This window comes from Candidatus Baltobacteraceae bacterium, from assembly GCA_036489885.1.
Taxonomy (GTDB): Bacteria; Vulcanimicrobiota; Vulcanimicrobiia; order Vulcanimicrobiales; family Vulcanimicrobiaceae; genus JAFAMS01.
Map to the genome: position 1 here is coordinate 1,027,825 of DASXEW010000003.1, position 14,844 is coordinate 1,042,668.

The following is a 14,844-nucleotide window of genomic DNA, read 5'->3' on the forward strand; positions in this document are numbered from 1 at the left end:
AATTAGCACCTCCCAGGGTTTTCAGTGACTTCGGGACCGGGTAAGGAGTCCACGATTAGAACGCACATGACGACGGCTCTGGTTACTCAGCGATTGGTCGTGCACGATGACGTCAAGCGTGGTCGCGGCACGACGTTTGCCGACGACGTGCGTCGCGGACTACGCGCGTTGCCCAAGCGACTCCCCCCGAAGTCGTTTTATGACGATTTGGGTTCGTCTCTGTTCGAGGCGATCACGCATCTCCCCGAATATTATCTGACGCGCGCGGAGAGCGAGCTGCTCGCAAGATACGCAGGAGACATCATCGATGAAATGGGGACGCCGATCGAGCTGCTCGAGCTCGGTTCCGGCAGCGCAACGAAGACGCGCTATCTGATCGAAGCGGTGCTCGAGCGGCAACGGATCTTGCGCTATTCACCGATCGACATCTCTTCTGCGGCGCTGAACGCAAGCGCCCAATCACTCATCGACGAGTATCCGAGTCTTTCCGTTGAAGCCTTTGCCGGCGACTATTTCGATCTGCTCGAGGGCCAGAAGCTGCGCTCGCACGGGCGGACGATGGCGTTATTCTTGGGGTCGAACATCGGTAATTTCGAACCTCAGGAAGCCAGCGCGTTACTGCAAGCCTTGCGGCGGACGCTCAAACCGGGCGACGCGTTGCTGCTCGGCACCGACCTCAAGAAGTCGATCGATCGTCTGGAGCTTGCCTACGACGATCCGGCCGGCGTGACTGCAGCATTCAACAAGAACGTGCTCGGCCGCATCAACCGCGAGCTGGGTGGCAACTTCGATCTGCGAGCCTTCGAGCACGACGCGCACTACGATCCCGTCCGCGGCGCGGTCGACATGTTCTTGATTGCGACCTCCGCCCAGAACGTGCGCATTCGCGATCTCGACATGCAAGTCGGATTCGCGGAGTTTGAATCGATCCACACCGAATCGTCATACAAGTACGATCCGGAAAGTATTAGCCGAATCGCCGAATCCTCAGGCTACCGTCTCGTGCGCTGCTGGTTTGATTCGGGGATCGACTACGCCCTTAGCTTGCTCTCCGTCGCATAACCGGCGTTCGGCGATGCCGTCGTCGCCGTTGCCCACCGGTTGTACCGCCGCGGCGTTTCGGACGCCGGCCGACTGTTTCGTAGATGTCGCCGCTCGCAACGCGCGCGTCGGCTTTTCCGATTGCGTCGACGAGCGTTGCTCCCGTGGCGAGATCGCGCGAGGGCTCGTCGCCGACTGCGACCGTCGCAACGAACACGTCACCGCGCGCGCGTACGTCGATCGTCGCGCCCTCCTCGCGGATCGAGCGCTTGTCGACGTTGAGTACGCGTAGCGCAAAACCGTCGGCGTCACCGTTCGGATTGATGCGCTTGGCCTCGGTCACGAGCTTGGCAAATTCTTGCGCGAAGTCGGGGATCAACTTGCCGGTCCGGTCGCGTGCGATTCGCTTGGGAGGTAGCGAGATACGCCAATGATTTTCACCGATCGGCTGCCATGTCGAGAGATTGGCGCGCGTGATGGCTGAGGCTTCGAGATCTTGGACGGCTTGCTCGATCGCGCCCGCGGTTCGTACGCGTGCTGCAATCTTGGGATCGAGGCCGACGAGCTTGTCGTAGAGGCGCGAGACTTCGCCGACGTTGCGGCCTTCGATATCGATCTGTGCGGGCAATCCCCACAGCGTCGGCGCCGTGATCAGCTCGTGCCGGCGCGCGATGTCGACGATGTCGAGGACCGTTGCAAACTGTTTGTGGCTTTGGCGGATCAGCGTGCGGCGCAGCTCGGGATCAGGCGCATCGGAGAGAACGTTCGCGATTTCGTCGACCGGCCGTAAGCCGCGTCCGGTGATCTGCGTGTACAGCGTCTGGCTCTTGGTCGGACGCGCGTTGATGATTGTCTCGATCGATGGCACGTCGAAGCCTTCGAGGTAGAGGCCGCAGTTGACGAGCACGCTGGCTTTGCCTTTGCGGAAATCGGAGACGACTTTCGCGCGTTCATCCGGCGGCGTGTCGCCGCTCGCAAAGAGCGCCTCGATCCCGCGGGCCTTGAACGCATCGCGCAAATTGCGTGCATGCTGTACCGATGCCGCGAAGACGAGCGCTTTGCGTTCGGGAACGCGCTCGAGATACGCGTCGATGACCTGCCCGTTGCGTTCCGGGTTGTCGACGGCGTCGGCCAGCTCGCCGACCACGAAGTCGCCGGCCCGCGAGTTGACCTGATCGAGACTCGTCTGCGTATGAATCATGAACGCGTGCACCGGGACGAGGTAACCGGCCTCAACTGCTTCGGCCGTGTCCATCGAGTACACGATTTTTTGGAAGATATCGCCAAGCCCGACTTTGTCGGCGCGCCGCGGCGTTGCCGTAAAGCCCATGATCATTGCGTCGTCGCGACGCCAGCGGATAGCGGTGACGATCGCGCGATACGTCGGCGCCGCCGCGTGATGCGCTTCGTCGATGACGAAGAGTCCGATGCGGCCGCCGAAACGGCGCATGAATTCTTCGAGCCGTTTGCCGGTGAGGCTCTGCACGGTGGCGACGATGATCTGGCAGTCTTCGCCCGCGCGTTTCGCGGCTTTCTCGATCCCGACTTTGCGATCGGGATTGAGGAACTTCATTTTCTCGACGGTTTGCTCGATCAGCTCATCGCGATGAGCGATCACGAGCGTTACGTCATTGTCGCGCAAACCGAGCAGCTCCGGCAGCGTCGCAATGATGATCGTCTTGCCGAGCCCGGTCGCACAGACAATCATCTGCGAGCGCACGCCGAGATCGCGTTCGCGAAGGATAGCCTCTTGCGCATCCCGTTGATACGGGCGCAAGCGGAACATCATCGTTTCCGTAAGTGTCTCCGAGGTTTTCGAGTTACTGGCTTCGCCGGTTAAGTACGCACAACGCGTTCGATACCACGCAAAAGCGCATCCGCGATGACTGCCAATACAGCCGACGCAATGCTGCCCGCGACGATCTTCTGCACATCGTTTCGATGAATGCCGTCGAAGAACAGCACCCCGAGCCCCCCGGCATTGATCCATGCCGCGACGCTCGCTATAGCGATGAGCGCTACCGTCGCGATCCGCACGCCCCCGAGGATAACGGGGAGGGCGAGCGGCAATTCGACGCGCCATAATTGTTGCGCACGGGTCATCCCAAGTCCCGCTGCGGCCTCCAGTTGGGCGGGATCAATTCCCCCAAAGCCTGCGGCGGTATTCCGGATCAGAATCATCTGCGCGTACGCAGCCAAAGCAACGACGGCCGTCCAGAAACCCAGGCCCAGGACGGGTACCAAGAGCGCCAAAAGCGCGAGGCTCGGGATTGTATAGATTGCGCCAAAGATGCCATAAATCGGTCCTGTGGCCGCCGGACGGCGGGCCGCCAAGTAGCCGAGCGGGAGCGCTATTACCAGCGCCGCGAGGAGCGCGGTGCCGACAATCGCAAGGTGCTGTTCGAGGAGCTCCGCGAGCTCGAACGGGTGCGTCGCCAGCCAGTTCATTGTCGTAAGGCCGCGGCGATCGTCGCGAATCGCAGAACACCGCGCGCGCGTCCGTCCTCGACGACGAGAAGCGGTTCGCCGGCGAGCAACATCTGCCCGAGAGCGTCGCGCAACGTCGACCGGGCGTCGACGCGGGGTGCAGTCTCCTCGACACCCGCCGGTACCTCGGCGGTTGCGGCGTCTGCCACGCGCATTACGCTGAGGCGCCGCAGCACGTCCGACGCGTCGGTTAACTCCGCGACGTACGGATCCGCGGGATGCGTGAGCAAACGGAGCGGTACGTCGACTTGCAGCAGACGTCCGTCGTGAAAAACAGCGATCCGGTCGGCGAGCCGTAAGGCTTCATCGATGTCGTGGGTGACGAAGACGATCGTCGTGCCGAGATCGCGATGTATCCGCAGCATCTCCGCACCGAGCTCGGAGCGGACGATCGCGTCGAGCGCACCGAACGGCTCATCCATTAACAGGAGCGGCGGCTCTGCGGCAAGCGCGCGCGCAACGCCGACGCGCTGCTGCTCGCCGCCCGAAAGCTCGCGCGGCAGTCGCGTGCGATACGAACGATCGAGCCGCACCATTTTGAGCAGCTCGTCGATGCGCGCAGCGATGCGCGCCTTTTCCCAACCTAAGAGCTCCGGCACGATCGCGATGTTTCCTCCGACGCTCAGATGCGGAAGCAATCCGACGGCTTGAATCACGTAACCGATGCCGCGTCGCAGCTCGGGTGCCGGTCGCGACGCAGCGTCCACTCCGTCGATGAAAACGCTTCCGGCGCTCGGAACGACGAGCCGGTTGATCGTGCGCAACAGCGTGCTCTTCCCCGAACCCGATGCGCCGAGAAACACCAAGAATTCACCCGGCGCGACCTTGAGATCGATGCTCGTGACCGCGTCGCGCTGTCCTCCGGAATAGCGGACGCCGACGCCCCGCAGCTCGAGGCTCGCGCTCTTCACGCGAGCTGATGCTTCTGCAAGAAGTCGTGTACGACGTCCGCGGGTTCGAGTTTTTTCGGGCCGTTGATTGCGAAATTGACGCCGCGAATCGTTGCGTCGTCGAGCAGGGGTGCGATCTTATTGAGCGCCGGCGCAATCGACGGATATTTCCCGAGCGCCGCATCTCGGACGATCGGCGCCGCCTGGTAGGGCGGAAAAGCGTGCTTGTCGTCCGCGAAGACGGTCAGATCGTATTCGGCGATTTCGCCGTCGGTCGAGAAGGCGACCGCGATGTCCGCGCGCCGATCGAGCAAGGCTTGATAGCGAAGACCGATGTCGACCTGGACGATTTGTTTGAACGCGAAGCCGCCATACGCGCGACGAAGACCGGGTAAACCATCGGGGCGGTTCAGAAACTCCGCGGTGACGGCGATTCGCAATTGCGGCGCCGCGCGGCTCACATCGGAAAGCGTCCGCAGCGCCAAGCGTTGCGCCACGTCGCGCGTCGAAGCGAGCGCTTGCGAATCATTGAAGGGCGACGGGTCGAGCCACGTGATCGCGTAACGCTGTTCGTATTCGCGCTTCACGGTCGCGTAGACGGCATGCGGATCCACAGCCAGCGGCAATTTCAAAACGACGAGGAGCGCAGTTCCGGTGTATTCGGGATAGAGATCGATCTCGCCGCGACGCATCGCCTCCATTGCGATCTGGGTCGAGCCAAGGTAGGGTTTGCGCTCGACGTGCAGGCCGGCTTTTTCGAGCAGCTGCGCATACAGCTCGCCGAGAAAAAGTTCTTCCGAGAAGTTCTTCCAACCAACGCGGACCATGTCGCGCCGCGCGCATCCGAGGACACTCATCGCGGCAAATTTTCCGCCTGCGCGCAAAAGATTCGCGCGCGTCAGAAGACTCACGTTCGTACCGTTATCTTACGCGCAATCGCGGTGAGCGCAACGTCGACGCCGAGCGCGAGCACGGCAACCGAAAGCGACCCGAGCAGCAACTGCGTCGTGTCGTCTGTCGACAGACCGGCCGTAATGTATTCACCGAGACCGCCTCCACCGATGAATGCGGCAAGCGTTGCGCTTGCGATCACCTCGACGCTTGCGGTGCGAATACCCGCGAACGCAACCGGAAACGCAAGCGGCCACTCGACGCGCCTCGCGAGCTCGAAGCGTGTCATACCCATCCCGCGCGCCGCATCGACGAGCGCAAATGGAACGCCGCGCAACGCGAGGTCGGTGTTCACGACGATCGGCGGGATCGCGAGCACGACGAGCGCGACGAGCGCCGGGCCGAAACCGAGCCCCATTAAGGGCAGCATTAACATCAAAATTGCAAGGCTCGGGACAACGCGAAATGTGTTAACAACCCCTAGGACCGCAGGGCGGATCAGGTTTGTGCGCGCGATAGTGGCACCGAGCGGAAGGGCGATGATAGCCGCCATAGCCAAGGCGGAAGCCGCCAGGGCGACGTGGGTTCGTACGTGGACCCAGTAGTCGGGCCCAAAGAGGTCCGCGTTCATTCGGAGAAGGCTTACTTCTATGGCATCGCAGACGATCGCTGTTGCGGTCGAAGCACCGCCGCTCGATCATCCATCGCTGTATATCAATCGCGAGCTGTCGTGGTTGGAGTTCAACAATCGCGTCCTCGAAGAGGCGTTCGATCGCACGAACCCGTTGCTGGAACGCTTGAAGTTCATCGCGATCTGCACTACTAACCTGGATGAGTTTTTCATGATTCGGGTTGCGGCGCTCAAGCAGCAAGTCGAAGCCGAGGTCATACGGCGCTCCGATGACGGGTTAACGCCGGCTGAAACGCTGGCTGCAATCTCGGAGAAGCTGCGGGTCGCGCTCAAACGCCAAACGGCGTGTCTACAAGAGATGATTTTGCCGGAGATGGCGGGATACGGTATCCGAGTTCTGCGGATCGGGGAGCTCAATGCCGATCAACGCTCTGCGCTGCGCGTGCTTTTCGAGGAGCGCGTCTATCCGGTTCTAACGCCGCTCGCGGTCGACTCCGGACATCCATTCCCGTACATTTCGAACCTGTCGCTTTCGCTTGCCGTCGAGATGATCGAACACACCGACGAAGGCGAGCTGCTCCATTTCGCGCGTGTGAAAGTCCCGCCGAGTCTCCCGCGCTTCATCCCGGTCGAGGGTGCGCCCGAAGGCGAGCACTGGTTCGTCACGCTCGAAGATGTGATCGCCTACAATCTCGACGATCTCTTCCCCGGCATGATCGTGAGCGCGTCGCATCTCTTCCGCGTCACGCGCGATGCCGATCTCGATTTGCAGGAAGATGAAGCCGACGATTTGCTGCGCGCGATCGAATCCGAGCTGCGCCGCCGCCGTTTCGGCGAGCCGGTGCGCTTGGAAGTCTCAGCCGACATGCCGCCGCATTTGATCGAACGGTTGCTCGAAGCACTGCAGCTCGAAGAGCAAGATCTCTACAAGTGCGAGGGACTCCTCGGACTTTCGGATTTGATGTCGCTCTCCGGCATCGAGATCCCAAACCTGCACTACGAGCCGTTTACGCCGTCGATACCGCGTCGTTTCATCGACAATCCGGACATCTTCGCGGTAATGCGCGAAGGCGACATCCTTTTGCATCACCCCTACGACTCGTTCGAGCCGGTCGTCCATTTCGTGCGCGAAGCTGCGGACGATCCGCAAGTGCTCGCGATCAAGATGACACTCTACCGGACCTCGGGCAGTAACTCGCCGATAGTCACCGCCCTAATGCAAGCCGCAGAAAACGGTAAGCAAGTTGCGGTGCTGATCGAGCTCAAAGCGCGCTTCGATGAAGAGAACAACATCAACTGGGCACGGCACCTGGAGCGCGTTGGCGCGCACGTTGTGTATGGTTTCGCGGGGTTGAAGACGCACGGCAAAGTTACGCTCGTCGTGCGCAGCGAGCCCGACGGCCTGCGGCGCTACATGCACTTCGGCACCGGTAACTACAACGAGCGAACCGGGCGGCTGTACGCCGACCTTTCGCTTTTCACGTGCCGCCCGGAGCTGGGTGGAGATGCGACGGAGCTGTTCAATTCGCTGACCGGCTTCTCGAAGGTCGACACGTACGATGAATTGCTGGTCGCACCGGTTGCTCTACGCAAAGAGTTCTCGGCGATGATCGATCGCGAGCGCGAACACGCGCTTGCCGGACGCCCGAGCGGGATTCGCGCCAAGATCAATTCGCTCACTGACGAGCGTATGGTCGCCGAGCTCTATCGCGCTTCACAAGCCGGGGTACCTATTCAGCTGAACGTGCGCGGAATGTGCAAGCTTCGTCCGGGCCTTCCCGGCGTCAGCGAAACAATCAGCGTCCAGAGCATCGTCGGGCGCTTTCTCGAGCACTCGCGCATCTATATCTTCGAGAATGCCGGCAATCGCGAAGTCTACATCGGCAGCGCCGATTTAATGGGCCGTAATCTCGATCGTCGCGTCGAGACGATCGTGCCGGTTCTGGATCAGACGATTCAAGCTACGATTTGCGATGAGATTTGGGCGACGTTTGCCGCCGACAATCAGAAGTCGCGAATACTACGCGCCGACGGCACGTACGTACGCCGTCAGCCGCGTGCGGGCGAAGCGCCGGTCAACTCCCAGCGCCTATTTCTGGAGCGCGCGCAAGCAAAAGAATCGTCTCCCATTCTTGCGGGCTGACGGGCTGAACCGAGAGCCGCTGCCCCTTTTGTAGCAGCGGCATGTAGGCGAGCCGTGGCGCGGCGCGCATCTCCGCGAGCGTGACCGGTCGCGGAATGTCGGCCTCCGGCGCGACCTCGACCATCTGCCAAAGGGGTTTCTTCTCGGTCGAGCGAGGGTCGTAGTAGTCGCTCCTCTTGTCCCATGCGGTTGAATCTGGAAAAGCCTCGCGAATGACTTTGACGATGCCGGCGACCTGTGGCACAGCAATCGAACTGTGATAGAAAAAGCCAAGGTCTCCGAGCTTCATTTCCATCATATTGTTGCGGGCTTGAAAACTACGAACGCCGCTCCATACGGTCTTGCCCTCGCGCAGCAAACGCTCCCACGAGTACTCGCTGGGCTCGCTCTTGAAAAGCCAGTATCGCACGCCGGCGTATTTCTCGGAAAGGATCGAATGTGCCGCTAGAGTCCCTGATCGTCACGGGGGGTAGCCGTGGAATAGGTGCCGCCGTTTGCAAGCTCGCCGCCAAGCGGGGCTACGCGATTACGGTCACCTACGCCGAGGATCGCGCCGCGGCCGAGGGCGTGGTCCGCGAGATCGCGGCCGGCGGGGGTCAAGCCATCGCAGTCGGCGGAGACGTTGCGCGCGAGGACGACGTCAAGCGCATCTTCGATACGGCCAGCAAGCAATTTGGGTCGCTGCGCGGGCTCGTCAACAATGCGGGCATCACGGGCGGATTTTCGAAGGTCGAGGATATCAAGCTTGCGGCGCTCGAGCGCGTCTTCGACGTCAACGTCATCGGCGTGTTTTTGTGCGGACGCGAAGCGGTACGTCGCATGTCGACGAAACGCGGCGGAACCGGCGGCGCCATCGTTAACGTGTCGTCGCTTGCGGCGAAATATGGCGGTTCGGGAGATTACGTCCACTACGCGGCGACGAAAGCCGCGGTTGACACTTTTACGATCGGTCTTTCGCGCGAAGTCGCAGCGGACGGGATTCGCGTCAATGCGGTTGCACCCGGATTCGTCGACACGGAAATTCACGCGCGCAACGGCGCGCCCGATCGTCTCAAGAAAGTCGCACCGCAGATTCCGATGCATCGCGCCGGGACAGCGCAAGAGATTGCCGAGGGCATCATCTGGCTGCTGTCGCCCGCAGCGTCCTACGTGACGGGCTCGATCTTAGCTATTGGAGGCGGCCGCTAAGCCGTCTCGCGTAGCAACTTCCAGATCGACGTCCGCAAGTGAACGAAGGATTCGAGGTCCATCGTCTCTTCGACGTGCCTTTCGCTCCAACGCTCGCGTGAACGGATCTCGGCGATATCAATGACTTCGCGAATGCGTCCGGGCCGTTTGGTCATGACCGCAACGCGATCCGCGAGGTAGACTGCCTCTTCAACGCTGTGCGTGATGAACATGACCGTACGCGGACTGACGCGCGCGAGCTTGATGAGCTCTTCCTGCATGACGACGCGCGTTTGCGCATCGAGCGCACCAAAGGGCTCATCCATCAAGAGAACGTCCGGATCGAGCACGTAGCTGCGCGCGATCGCGACGCGTTGCTGCATTCCGCCTGATAGCTGATGCGGGAAGGCATCCTCGCGTCCTTCGAGTCCCATGAGCTCGACATAGCGTTTAACGGCCGCATCGCGCTCGTCACGGCTTTTGTGCGCGCAAATCAATCCGAACTCGATATTCTGCCGGACCGTTTTCCACGGAAAGAGTGCAAATTGCTGAAAGACGAGCGTGCGATCGGGTCCCGGGCCGCGCACGACCTCGCCGCCGACGCGAACGGTACCCCGCGTTGGGAAATCGAGACCAGCAGCCATCCGCAACAGCGTCGTCTTGCCGCATCCCGACGGACCCACGACCGCAACGAACTCACGATCCCGGATCGTGAAGTCGATCGCATCAAGGGCGACGACCGCGCTCGCGTTTTGATCGAAGACGCGGCCGACGCCCTGGAAAACGATGTCGCTCAATCGCTGCTGTTCGCGAACGCCCGCAGCTTGGGATCGTTCTGCACCATTTGCATGTATTGATCGGTGATGAACGAGCGAGTGTCGGGTGCGGCTTGGATCGAGCCTTTGTCTTTCATGAACGTGATGATGCCGTCGAACCACTTGTCGGCATCCGATTGACCGCCGGAGCGATGCATGGCGCGCAGCTGCTGCGAGAGATCGTAGATCGGACGCAAGTCCATCTCGGCTTTCGCCGACGCGGCCGTGATCTCGGTGCCGCCTTCTTTGTCGGCTGCAATCAAGGCTTGCTGCGCCTCGGCAGGGTGTGCGCGCTCCCAACGAATGGAGTGCTCGTACACAGCCAGAAACTTTGCGACCATATCGGGATGCTCTTTGGCATACGCGCTACGCGCGATCAGCGCACCCGGGATCACCGTGTTTGCATCCTTCCCCGAGCAGAAGAGCTTGCCGTGCAACTTCTCTTCAAACGTGTAGATGTTCGGAGCCCAAAGCGCGCCGAGATTCGCACTTCCGCTCGTGAGCGCTGAAAGAATCTGCGCTTGTCCCATGTTGACGGGCGTTACGTCGCTTTCACTCATGCCGTATTTGTGCAAGCACGCGACGACAGCATACTCGCCGGTTGAGTTTGCGGTCAGCAGAATTTGCTGACCCTTGACGTCTTTCGGCGTTTTCGAATACTGACCCGACTTTGCGTCGGTGACCATCAGCGCGTTCGTCGCCGACTCGTCGTTGGATATTCCGATCGTTAAGATGTCGTAGCGTGCGGCGCCGAGGACGGCCGGAACGGATCCGGTCGAGCCGACGTCCCACGAGCCTGCGGCTGCTGCCGCGACTTGTGGCGCGCCTGCGGGGAAGGTGCTGAAGCTCGGCTTGAGACCAACCTTTTCCCACCAACCTTTTTGCGTTGCGAGATAGAACGGAAGTGCCCAGTAATTCGTGGGCTGATAGCTGATGTTGATCGGTTGCGGTGCGTCTGCGCGCGCACCGGCGTTGACTGCGAACAGTGCAGTCGATCCGAGCAACGCGAACGCTAGTAAGACAAGAAAGCGCTGGTGCATTAAACGACCCCTCTTTGTCCGATTTGTGAGGTCGAAATTCGCAGTCGGCCGGCTATGTCCGCCCGCGCGCCACGAGACGTTCGAGCGAGCGCAGCGCAACGTCGATGATGATGCCGATGATTCCGATCGCGATCATCCCGGACATCACGACGGCTGTATTCAAATTGCTCTGACCCTGAACCATGAGATAGCCGACGCCGGCCGAGACGACGATCAGCTCGGCGCCGATAAGCGATTGCCAACCGAGACCGGCGCTGACTCGCAAACCCGCCACGATCGAGGGCAACGATGCGGGGAGCAGCACTTCGAAGATAATGCGCCGGTCATCGGCGCCCAGCGTTTGCGCGGCTTCGATCAAGTGACGGTCGACGTAGCGCGCTCCGCGATACGCGTTGATCAAGCAAGGTGGAAATGCGCCTGCGAAGATGATCAGCACCGGGCCGCCGATTCCGGTCCCGAACCACAACGCGGCAAACGGAACCCACGCAATCGGGGCAACGAAGCGAACTGCTTCGAAGAGCGGCGAGACGATGTAGTCGAGCCAGCGAAACCAGCCCATCGCAAGTCCAAGCGGAACCCCGACGACGGCGGCCAGCACGAATCCGTCGAGAAAACGCAGCAGGCTCGACGCCAGATGCGCTTGGATCGTGTAGCCGGCAAACCTGTGTTGCGTCAGGCTAGCGAACGTACGAACCACGTCGGCCGGACCCGGCAAGATGATCGGGTTGATGCGTCCGCTCGCTGCGAGCAGCCACCAGGCACCAACGAAGAGCACGACACCGGCAATCGAGTAGGGAGCGTAACGCGATCTCATCGCAACCACGGCATTGCAACCCGTTCCAGACGTCCGAGGACCAGCGTCATGATTGCGCCGAGCAACGCGACCCAGGCCATCCCGTACAAGATCATCCCGGGATAGATGTCGAGCGACGCGACGATCAGGACGTGACCGATACCGGCGACGGCGCCGACAAGCTCGGCTGCGATCAGCGTCGTCCACGAGGCTTGTAGCGAGAGCCGCAAGCCCGTGAAGATGTGCGGAAGCGAAGCTGGTATGACGACTTCGCGAATGATGCGGTAGTGGCTCGCACCATGGACGCGTGCGGCGTCTATCAGCGTGTTATCGACCGTGCGCACGCCGGTGTACGTGTTGATCAACGCAGGAACGAAGGCCGCAAACCACACGACGAAAATCTTGGCTTGAATTCCGAGACCGAACCACACGACGGCGAGCGGAATCCATGCGAGCGGCGGTATCGGCCGGATTGCAAGAAAAATCGGATTGACGAATGCTTCGAAACGCCGGTCGAGTCCCATACCAAGACCCAGCGGGACGCCCGTTACGGTTGCAGCCAGAAATCCGAAGAAGACGAGCTCGAGGCTGATGATGACGTGGTGCGCGAGCGTCGCTCCCGCGTAACCCGGCGGCGTTCCGATCTGCACCGCCGCCTTGTAGACGTCGAGCGGGCTCGGAAATCGTCCCGGTGAGACGAGGTGCGCGACTTGCGTCGTCGCAAACCACAGCGCCACGACGATGAGCATCGTGACCAGGCCGGCAAGGGCGCGTTTCGTCAATTAGGTAGCGAGACGCGCTATCGGGACGCCGATTGCAACTGTCTGGCCTTCATTGACGAGCAATGCGTCAACGGTTCCCGCGTGCTCGGATTCGACGTCGACGCTGGCTTTGTCGGTCTCGACTTCGCACAAGACGTCGCCGACCGCGACGCTTTGTCCGGGTTGGACCCGCCATGTTGCAACGGTTCCTTCGGTCATCGTTGCACCCATTTTCGGCATTATCACTTCAACCACGCACGCAGCTCCGATTCGATGTGCTCGACTGACGGCAGTACGTACGACTCGAGCGGTGGACTATACGGTACCGGCGATTCTTTCGCGCCGATGCGCAAGACGGGCCCTTTCAACTTCGAGAATGCTTTGCTCCCGCAAACTTGTGCGATGATGTCGCCGCCGATGCCGCCGCGAACGACGGCTTCATGCGAGACGGCGAGACGTCCGGTCCGTTCGACCGATGCGATCACCGTCCCGATATCGAGGGGATACAGCGTACGAAGGTCGATCACTTCGAGATCGATGCCGCTTGCTGCGAGCTTCTCTGCGGCTTCGAGCGTCTTATGCATCGCGAACGAATAGGAGACGACCGTCGCGTCTTTGCCAGGACGCCTAACGACGGCTTTGCCCAGCGGAATGCGCTCGATCGATTCGTGCATCGGGCCCTTGACCGAATAAAGCAGCTTGTGTTCGAAGAAGATGACGGGATTCGGATCGTCGATCGATGCGAACAGTAATCCGCGTGCATCATCGGGCGTCGAGGGCGCGACGACTTTGAGTCCCGGCACGTGATAGAACCAGGCTTCGAGTGATTGTGAGTGTTGCGCTGCGAGACCTACGCCGCCGCCGAACGGCGTGCGAATGACAATCGGGACGTTGACGTTGCCGCCGAACATGAAATGCACTTTCGCAGCTTGGTTCACGATCTGATCCATCGCGTTGACCAGAAAATCCGAGAACTGAATCTCGACGATCGGACGCATCCCCATCATCGCCGCGCCGACGCCGACGCCGACGAGCCCCGCTTCGGAGATCGGCGTATCGAGGACGCGCGGCTTGCCGAATTTCTCGACCAGCCCTTTCGTTATGCCGAAGGCGCCGCCGAATTGACCGATGTCTTCGCCGATGATGAAGACGTTCGGATCGGTCTCCATGGCGGTTGCGATCGTCCAGTTGAGTGCTTTGCCGAAGAGTGTCTCGGCCGTCGTCGTCTGGATCATGCATATACCTTCGGGAGGACGTCTTTCGGATCGGGGAACGGACCGGCTTCGCCGAATGCGACGGCTGCGGTGATCGCCGCCTCGGCTTCCGCGGTGATCTCGGCGAGGCGTGCTTCGCTCGCGCCATCTTGCAACAGACGAGCACGCACGATTTCGATCGGATCGCGTGCCTTCCACGCATCCAGCTCTCCGGCTGGGCGATAGCGCGCCGGATCGTTGCGCGAATGCCCTTTGTAGCGGTAGGTTATCATCTCGAGCAGAGTCGGTCCGCCGCCCGAGCGCGCGCGATCGATCGCACGGCGTGCGGCCTCGACGACTTTGAAAATATCTTGTCCGTCGATGCTTTCGCCCGGCATTCCGTAGGCGACCGCCCGTTCAGAAAGGCGTTCGATCGCGTAGGTGTCTTTGACGGGCGCGCTCATGCCGTACTGGTTGTTCTCGATCACGAAAACGATCGGCAATTTCCAAATCGCGGCGATGTTGAGCGACTCGTGCACGCAGCCTTCGTTCGGTGCGCCGTCACCCATGAACGATACGGCCACGTACGGCAGCTCGCGAATCTTGAACGAAAGCGCCGCACCCGTCGCGAGCGGTACGCCGCCCCCCACGATCCCATTCGCGCCCAGATTCCCCAGCTTCTGATCGGCGATGTGCATCGAGCCGCCGAATCCATGGCACAATCCCGTCACACGCCCCAGCAGCTCGGCCATCATCGCGCCCGGATCGCTTCCCATCGCAACGTTGTGCCCGTGTCCGCGATGCGTCGACGCGATCACGTCACCGTGCTGCAGCTCGCCGCAGATTCCGGCGCCGATCGCTTCCTGTCCGATGTAGAGATGGATCGTTCCATACAATTTCCCGGCGGCGTAAAGCCGGTCGACCGTCTCATCGAAGCGGCGCATCAAGAGCATCATCTTGAAACGCGCGAGCAACACTTCCGTTTTCATGCC

At 61.1% G+C, this 14,844-nt stretch carries 16 protein-coding genes; 3 read left to right on the top strand and 13 right to left on the bottom strand.

Features of this window, described 5'->3' with window-relative positions:
- The first annotated feature begins 66 nt into the window (after window positions 1-66).
- On the top strand, window positions 67-1,062 hold the full coding sequence (gene egtD, locus VGG22_10875) for an L-histidine N(alpha)-methyltransferase (protein HEY1728868.1): 996 nt from the start codon (window positions 67-69) through the stop codon (window positions 1,060-1,062).
- Here the strand turns inward: egtD and VGG22_10880 are convergent.
- From VGG22_10880 to VGG22_10900, 5 genes are read right to left on the bottom strand one after another with little or no spacing between them, the layout of a single operon-like run.
- Window positions 1,040-2,818: a DEAD/DEAH box helicase gene (locus tag VGG22_10880; protein HEY1728869.1), complete on the bottom strand. Its 1,779-nt coding sequence runs from the start codon at window positions 2,816-2,818 to the stop codon at window positions 1,040-1,042. The genes egtD and VGG22_10880 overlap by 23 nt on opposite strands.
- 59 nt (window positions 2,819-2,877) lie before the next feature.
- A complete protein-coding gene (locus tag VGG22_10885; protein ID HEY1728870.1) occupies window positions 2,878-3,489 on the bottom strand; it encodes an ABC transporter permease in 612 nt (203 codons plus the stop codon).
- Entirely contained in the window at window positions 3,486-4,439 is a 954-nt protein-coding gene (locus tag VGG22_10890) for an ABC transporter ATP-binding protein (GenBank protein ID HEY1728871.1), read from the bottom strand. Before VGG22_10890 ends, VGG22_10885 begins: the two co-directional genes overlap by 4 nt.
- Window positions 4,436-5,329 carry a glycine betaine ABC transporter substrate-binding protein gene (locus VGG22_10895; protein ID HEY1728872.1) on the bottom strand — a complete coding sequence of 298 codons (894 nt, stop codon included), beginning with the start codon at window positions 5,327-5,329 and terminating at the stop codon, window positions 4,436-4,438. Before VGG22_10895 ends, VGG22_10890 begins: the two co-directional genes overlap by 4 nt.
- Window positions 5,326-5,940, bottom strand: coding sequence for an ABC transporter permease (locus tag VGG22_10900; protein HEY1728873.1), 615 nt, complete (start codon window positions 5,938-5,940; stop codon window positions 5,326-5,328). The genes VGG22_10895 and VGG22_10900 overlap by 4 nt, the downstream gene beginning before the upstream one ends.
- A 19-nt stretch (window positions 5,941-5,959) precedes the next feature.
- On the opposite strand from VGG22_10900, the gene ppk1 reads away from it, so the two are divergent.
- On the top strand, window positions 5,960-8,083 hold the full coding sequence (ppk1, locus tag VGG22_10905; GenBank protein HEY1728874.1) for a polyphosphate kinase 1: 2,124 nt from the start codon (window positions 5,960-5,962) through the stop codon (window positions 8,081-8,083).
- Here the strand turns inward: ppk1 and VGG22_10910 are convergent.
- Entirely contained in the window at window positions 8,016-8,492 is a 477-nt protein-coding gene (locus VGG22_10910; protein ID HEY1728875.1) for an EVE domain-containing protein, read from the bottom strand. The two genes, ppk1 and VGG22_10910, sit on opposite strands and share 68 nt — an antisense overlap.
- 29 nt (window positions 8,493-8,521) lie before the next feature.
- Here VGG22_10910 and VGG22_10915 point away from each other — a divergent pair, with 29 nt between their 5' ends.
- Window positions 8,522-9,271 carry an SDR family oxidoreductase gene (locus tag VGG22_10915; protein HEY1728876.1) on the top strand — a complete coding sequence of 250 codons (750 nt, stop codon included), beginning with the start codon at window positions 8,522-8,524 and terminating at the stop codon, window positions 9,269-9,271.
- On the opposite strand, the gene VGG22_10920 is transcribed toward VGG22_10915, so the two are convergent.
- Genes VGG22_10920 through VGG22_10950 form a run of 7 tightly spaced genes read right to left on the bottom strand, consistent with a single transcriptional unit; the run spans window position 9,268 to window position 14,841 of the window.
- Window positions 9,268-10,047, bottom strand: coding sequence for an ABC transporter ATP-binding protein (locus tag VGG22_10920; protein ID HEY1728877.1), 780 nt, complete (start codon window positions 10,045-10,047; stop codon window positions 9,268-9,270). The genes VGG22_10915 and VGG22_10920 overlap by 4 nt on opposite strands.
- Window positions 10,044-11,105, bottom strand: coding sequence for an ABC transporter substrate-binding protein (locus VGG22_10925; GenBank protein HEY1728878.1), 1,062 nt, complete (start codon window positions 11,103-11,105; stop codon window positions 10,044-10,046). The genes VGG22_10920 and VGG22_10925 overlap by 4 nt, the downstream gene beginning before the upstream one ends.
- A gap of 52 nt (window positions 11,106-11,157) precedes the next feature.
- Window positions 11,158-11,919 (bottom strand): ABC transporter permease, encoded by a 762-nt coding sequence (locus tag VGG22_10930; GenBank protein ID HEY1728879.1) that lies wholly within the window; start codon window positions 11,917-11,919, stop codon window positions 11,158-11,160.
- Window positions 11,916-12,680, bottom strand: a complete 765-nt coding sequence (locus tag VGG22_10935) for an ABC transporter permease (GenBank protein ID HEY1728880.1) — start codon at window positions 12,678-12,680, stop codon at window positions 11,916-11,918. The genes VGG22_10930 and VGG22_10935 overlap by 4 nt, the downstream gene beginning before the upstream one ends.
- Window positions 12,681-12,914, bottom strand: coding sequence for a biotin/lipoyl-containing protein (locus VGG22_10940; GenBank protein HEY1728881.1), 234 nt, complete (start codon window positions 12,912-12,914; stop codon window positions 12,681-12,683).
- Complete coding sequence (locus VGG22_10945; protein HEY1728882.1) at window positions 12,902-13,894, bottom strand: alpha-ketoacid dehydrogenase subunit beta; 993 nt, start codon at window positions 13,892-13,894, stop codon at window positions 12,902-12,904. The genes VGG22_10940 and VGG22_10945 overlap by 13 nt, the downstream gene beginning before the upstream one ends.
- Complete coding sequence (locus VGG22_10950; protein HEY1728883.1) at window positions 13,891-14,841, bottom strand: thiamine pyrophosphate-dependent dehydrogenase E1 component subunit alpha; 951 nt, start codon at window positions 14,839-14,841, stop codon at window positions 13,891-13,893. Before VGG22_10950 ends, VGG22_10945 begins: the two co-directional genes overlap by 4 nt.
- Between the last annotated feature and the right edge of the window lie 3 nt (window positions 14,842-14,844).

Excerpts from the sequence above, each read along its gene's own strand:
- VGG22_10945 (HEY1728882.1), bottom strand. The coding sequence starts at position 13,894 with ATGATCCAGACGACGACGGCCGAGACACTCTTCGGCAAAGCACTCAAC.
- VGG22_10930 (HEY1728879.1), bottom strand. The coding sequence starts at position 11,919 with ATGAGATCGCGTTACGCTCCCTACTCGATTGCCGGTGTCGTGCTCTTC.
- VGG22_10885 (HEY1728870.1), bottom strand. The coding sequence starts at position 3,489 with ATGAACTGGCTGGCGACGCACCCGTTCGAGCTCGCGGAGCTCCTCGAA.
- ppk1 (HEY1728874.1), top strand. The coding sequence starts at position 5,960 with ATGGCATCGCAGACGATCGCTGTTGCGGTCGAAGCACCGCCGCTCGAT.
- VGG22_10950 (HEY1728883.1), bottom strand. The coding sequence starts at position 14,841 with ATGAAAACGGAAGTGTTGCTCGCGCGTTTCAAGATGATGCTCTTGATG.
- egtD (HEY1728868.1), top strand. The coding sequence starts at position 67 with ATGACGACGGCTCTGGTTACTCAGCGATTGGTCGTGCACGATGACGTC.
- VGG22_10900 (HEY1728873.1), bottom strand. The coding sequence starts at position 5,940 with ATGAACGCGGACCTCTTTGGGCCCGACTACTGGGTCCACGTACGAACC.
- VGG22_10925 (HEY1728878.1), bottom strand. The coding sequence starts at position 11,105 with ATGCACCAGCGCTTTCTTGTCTTACTAGCGTTCGCGTTGCTCGGATCG.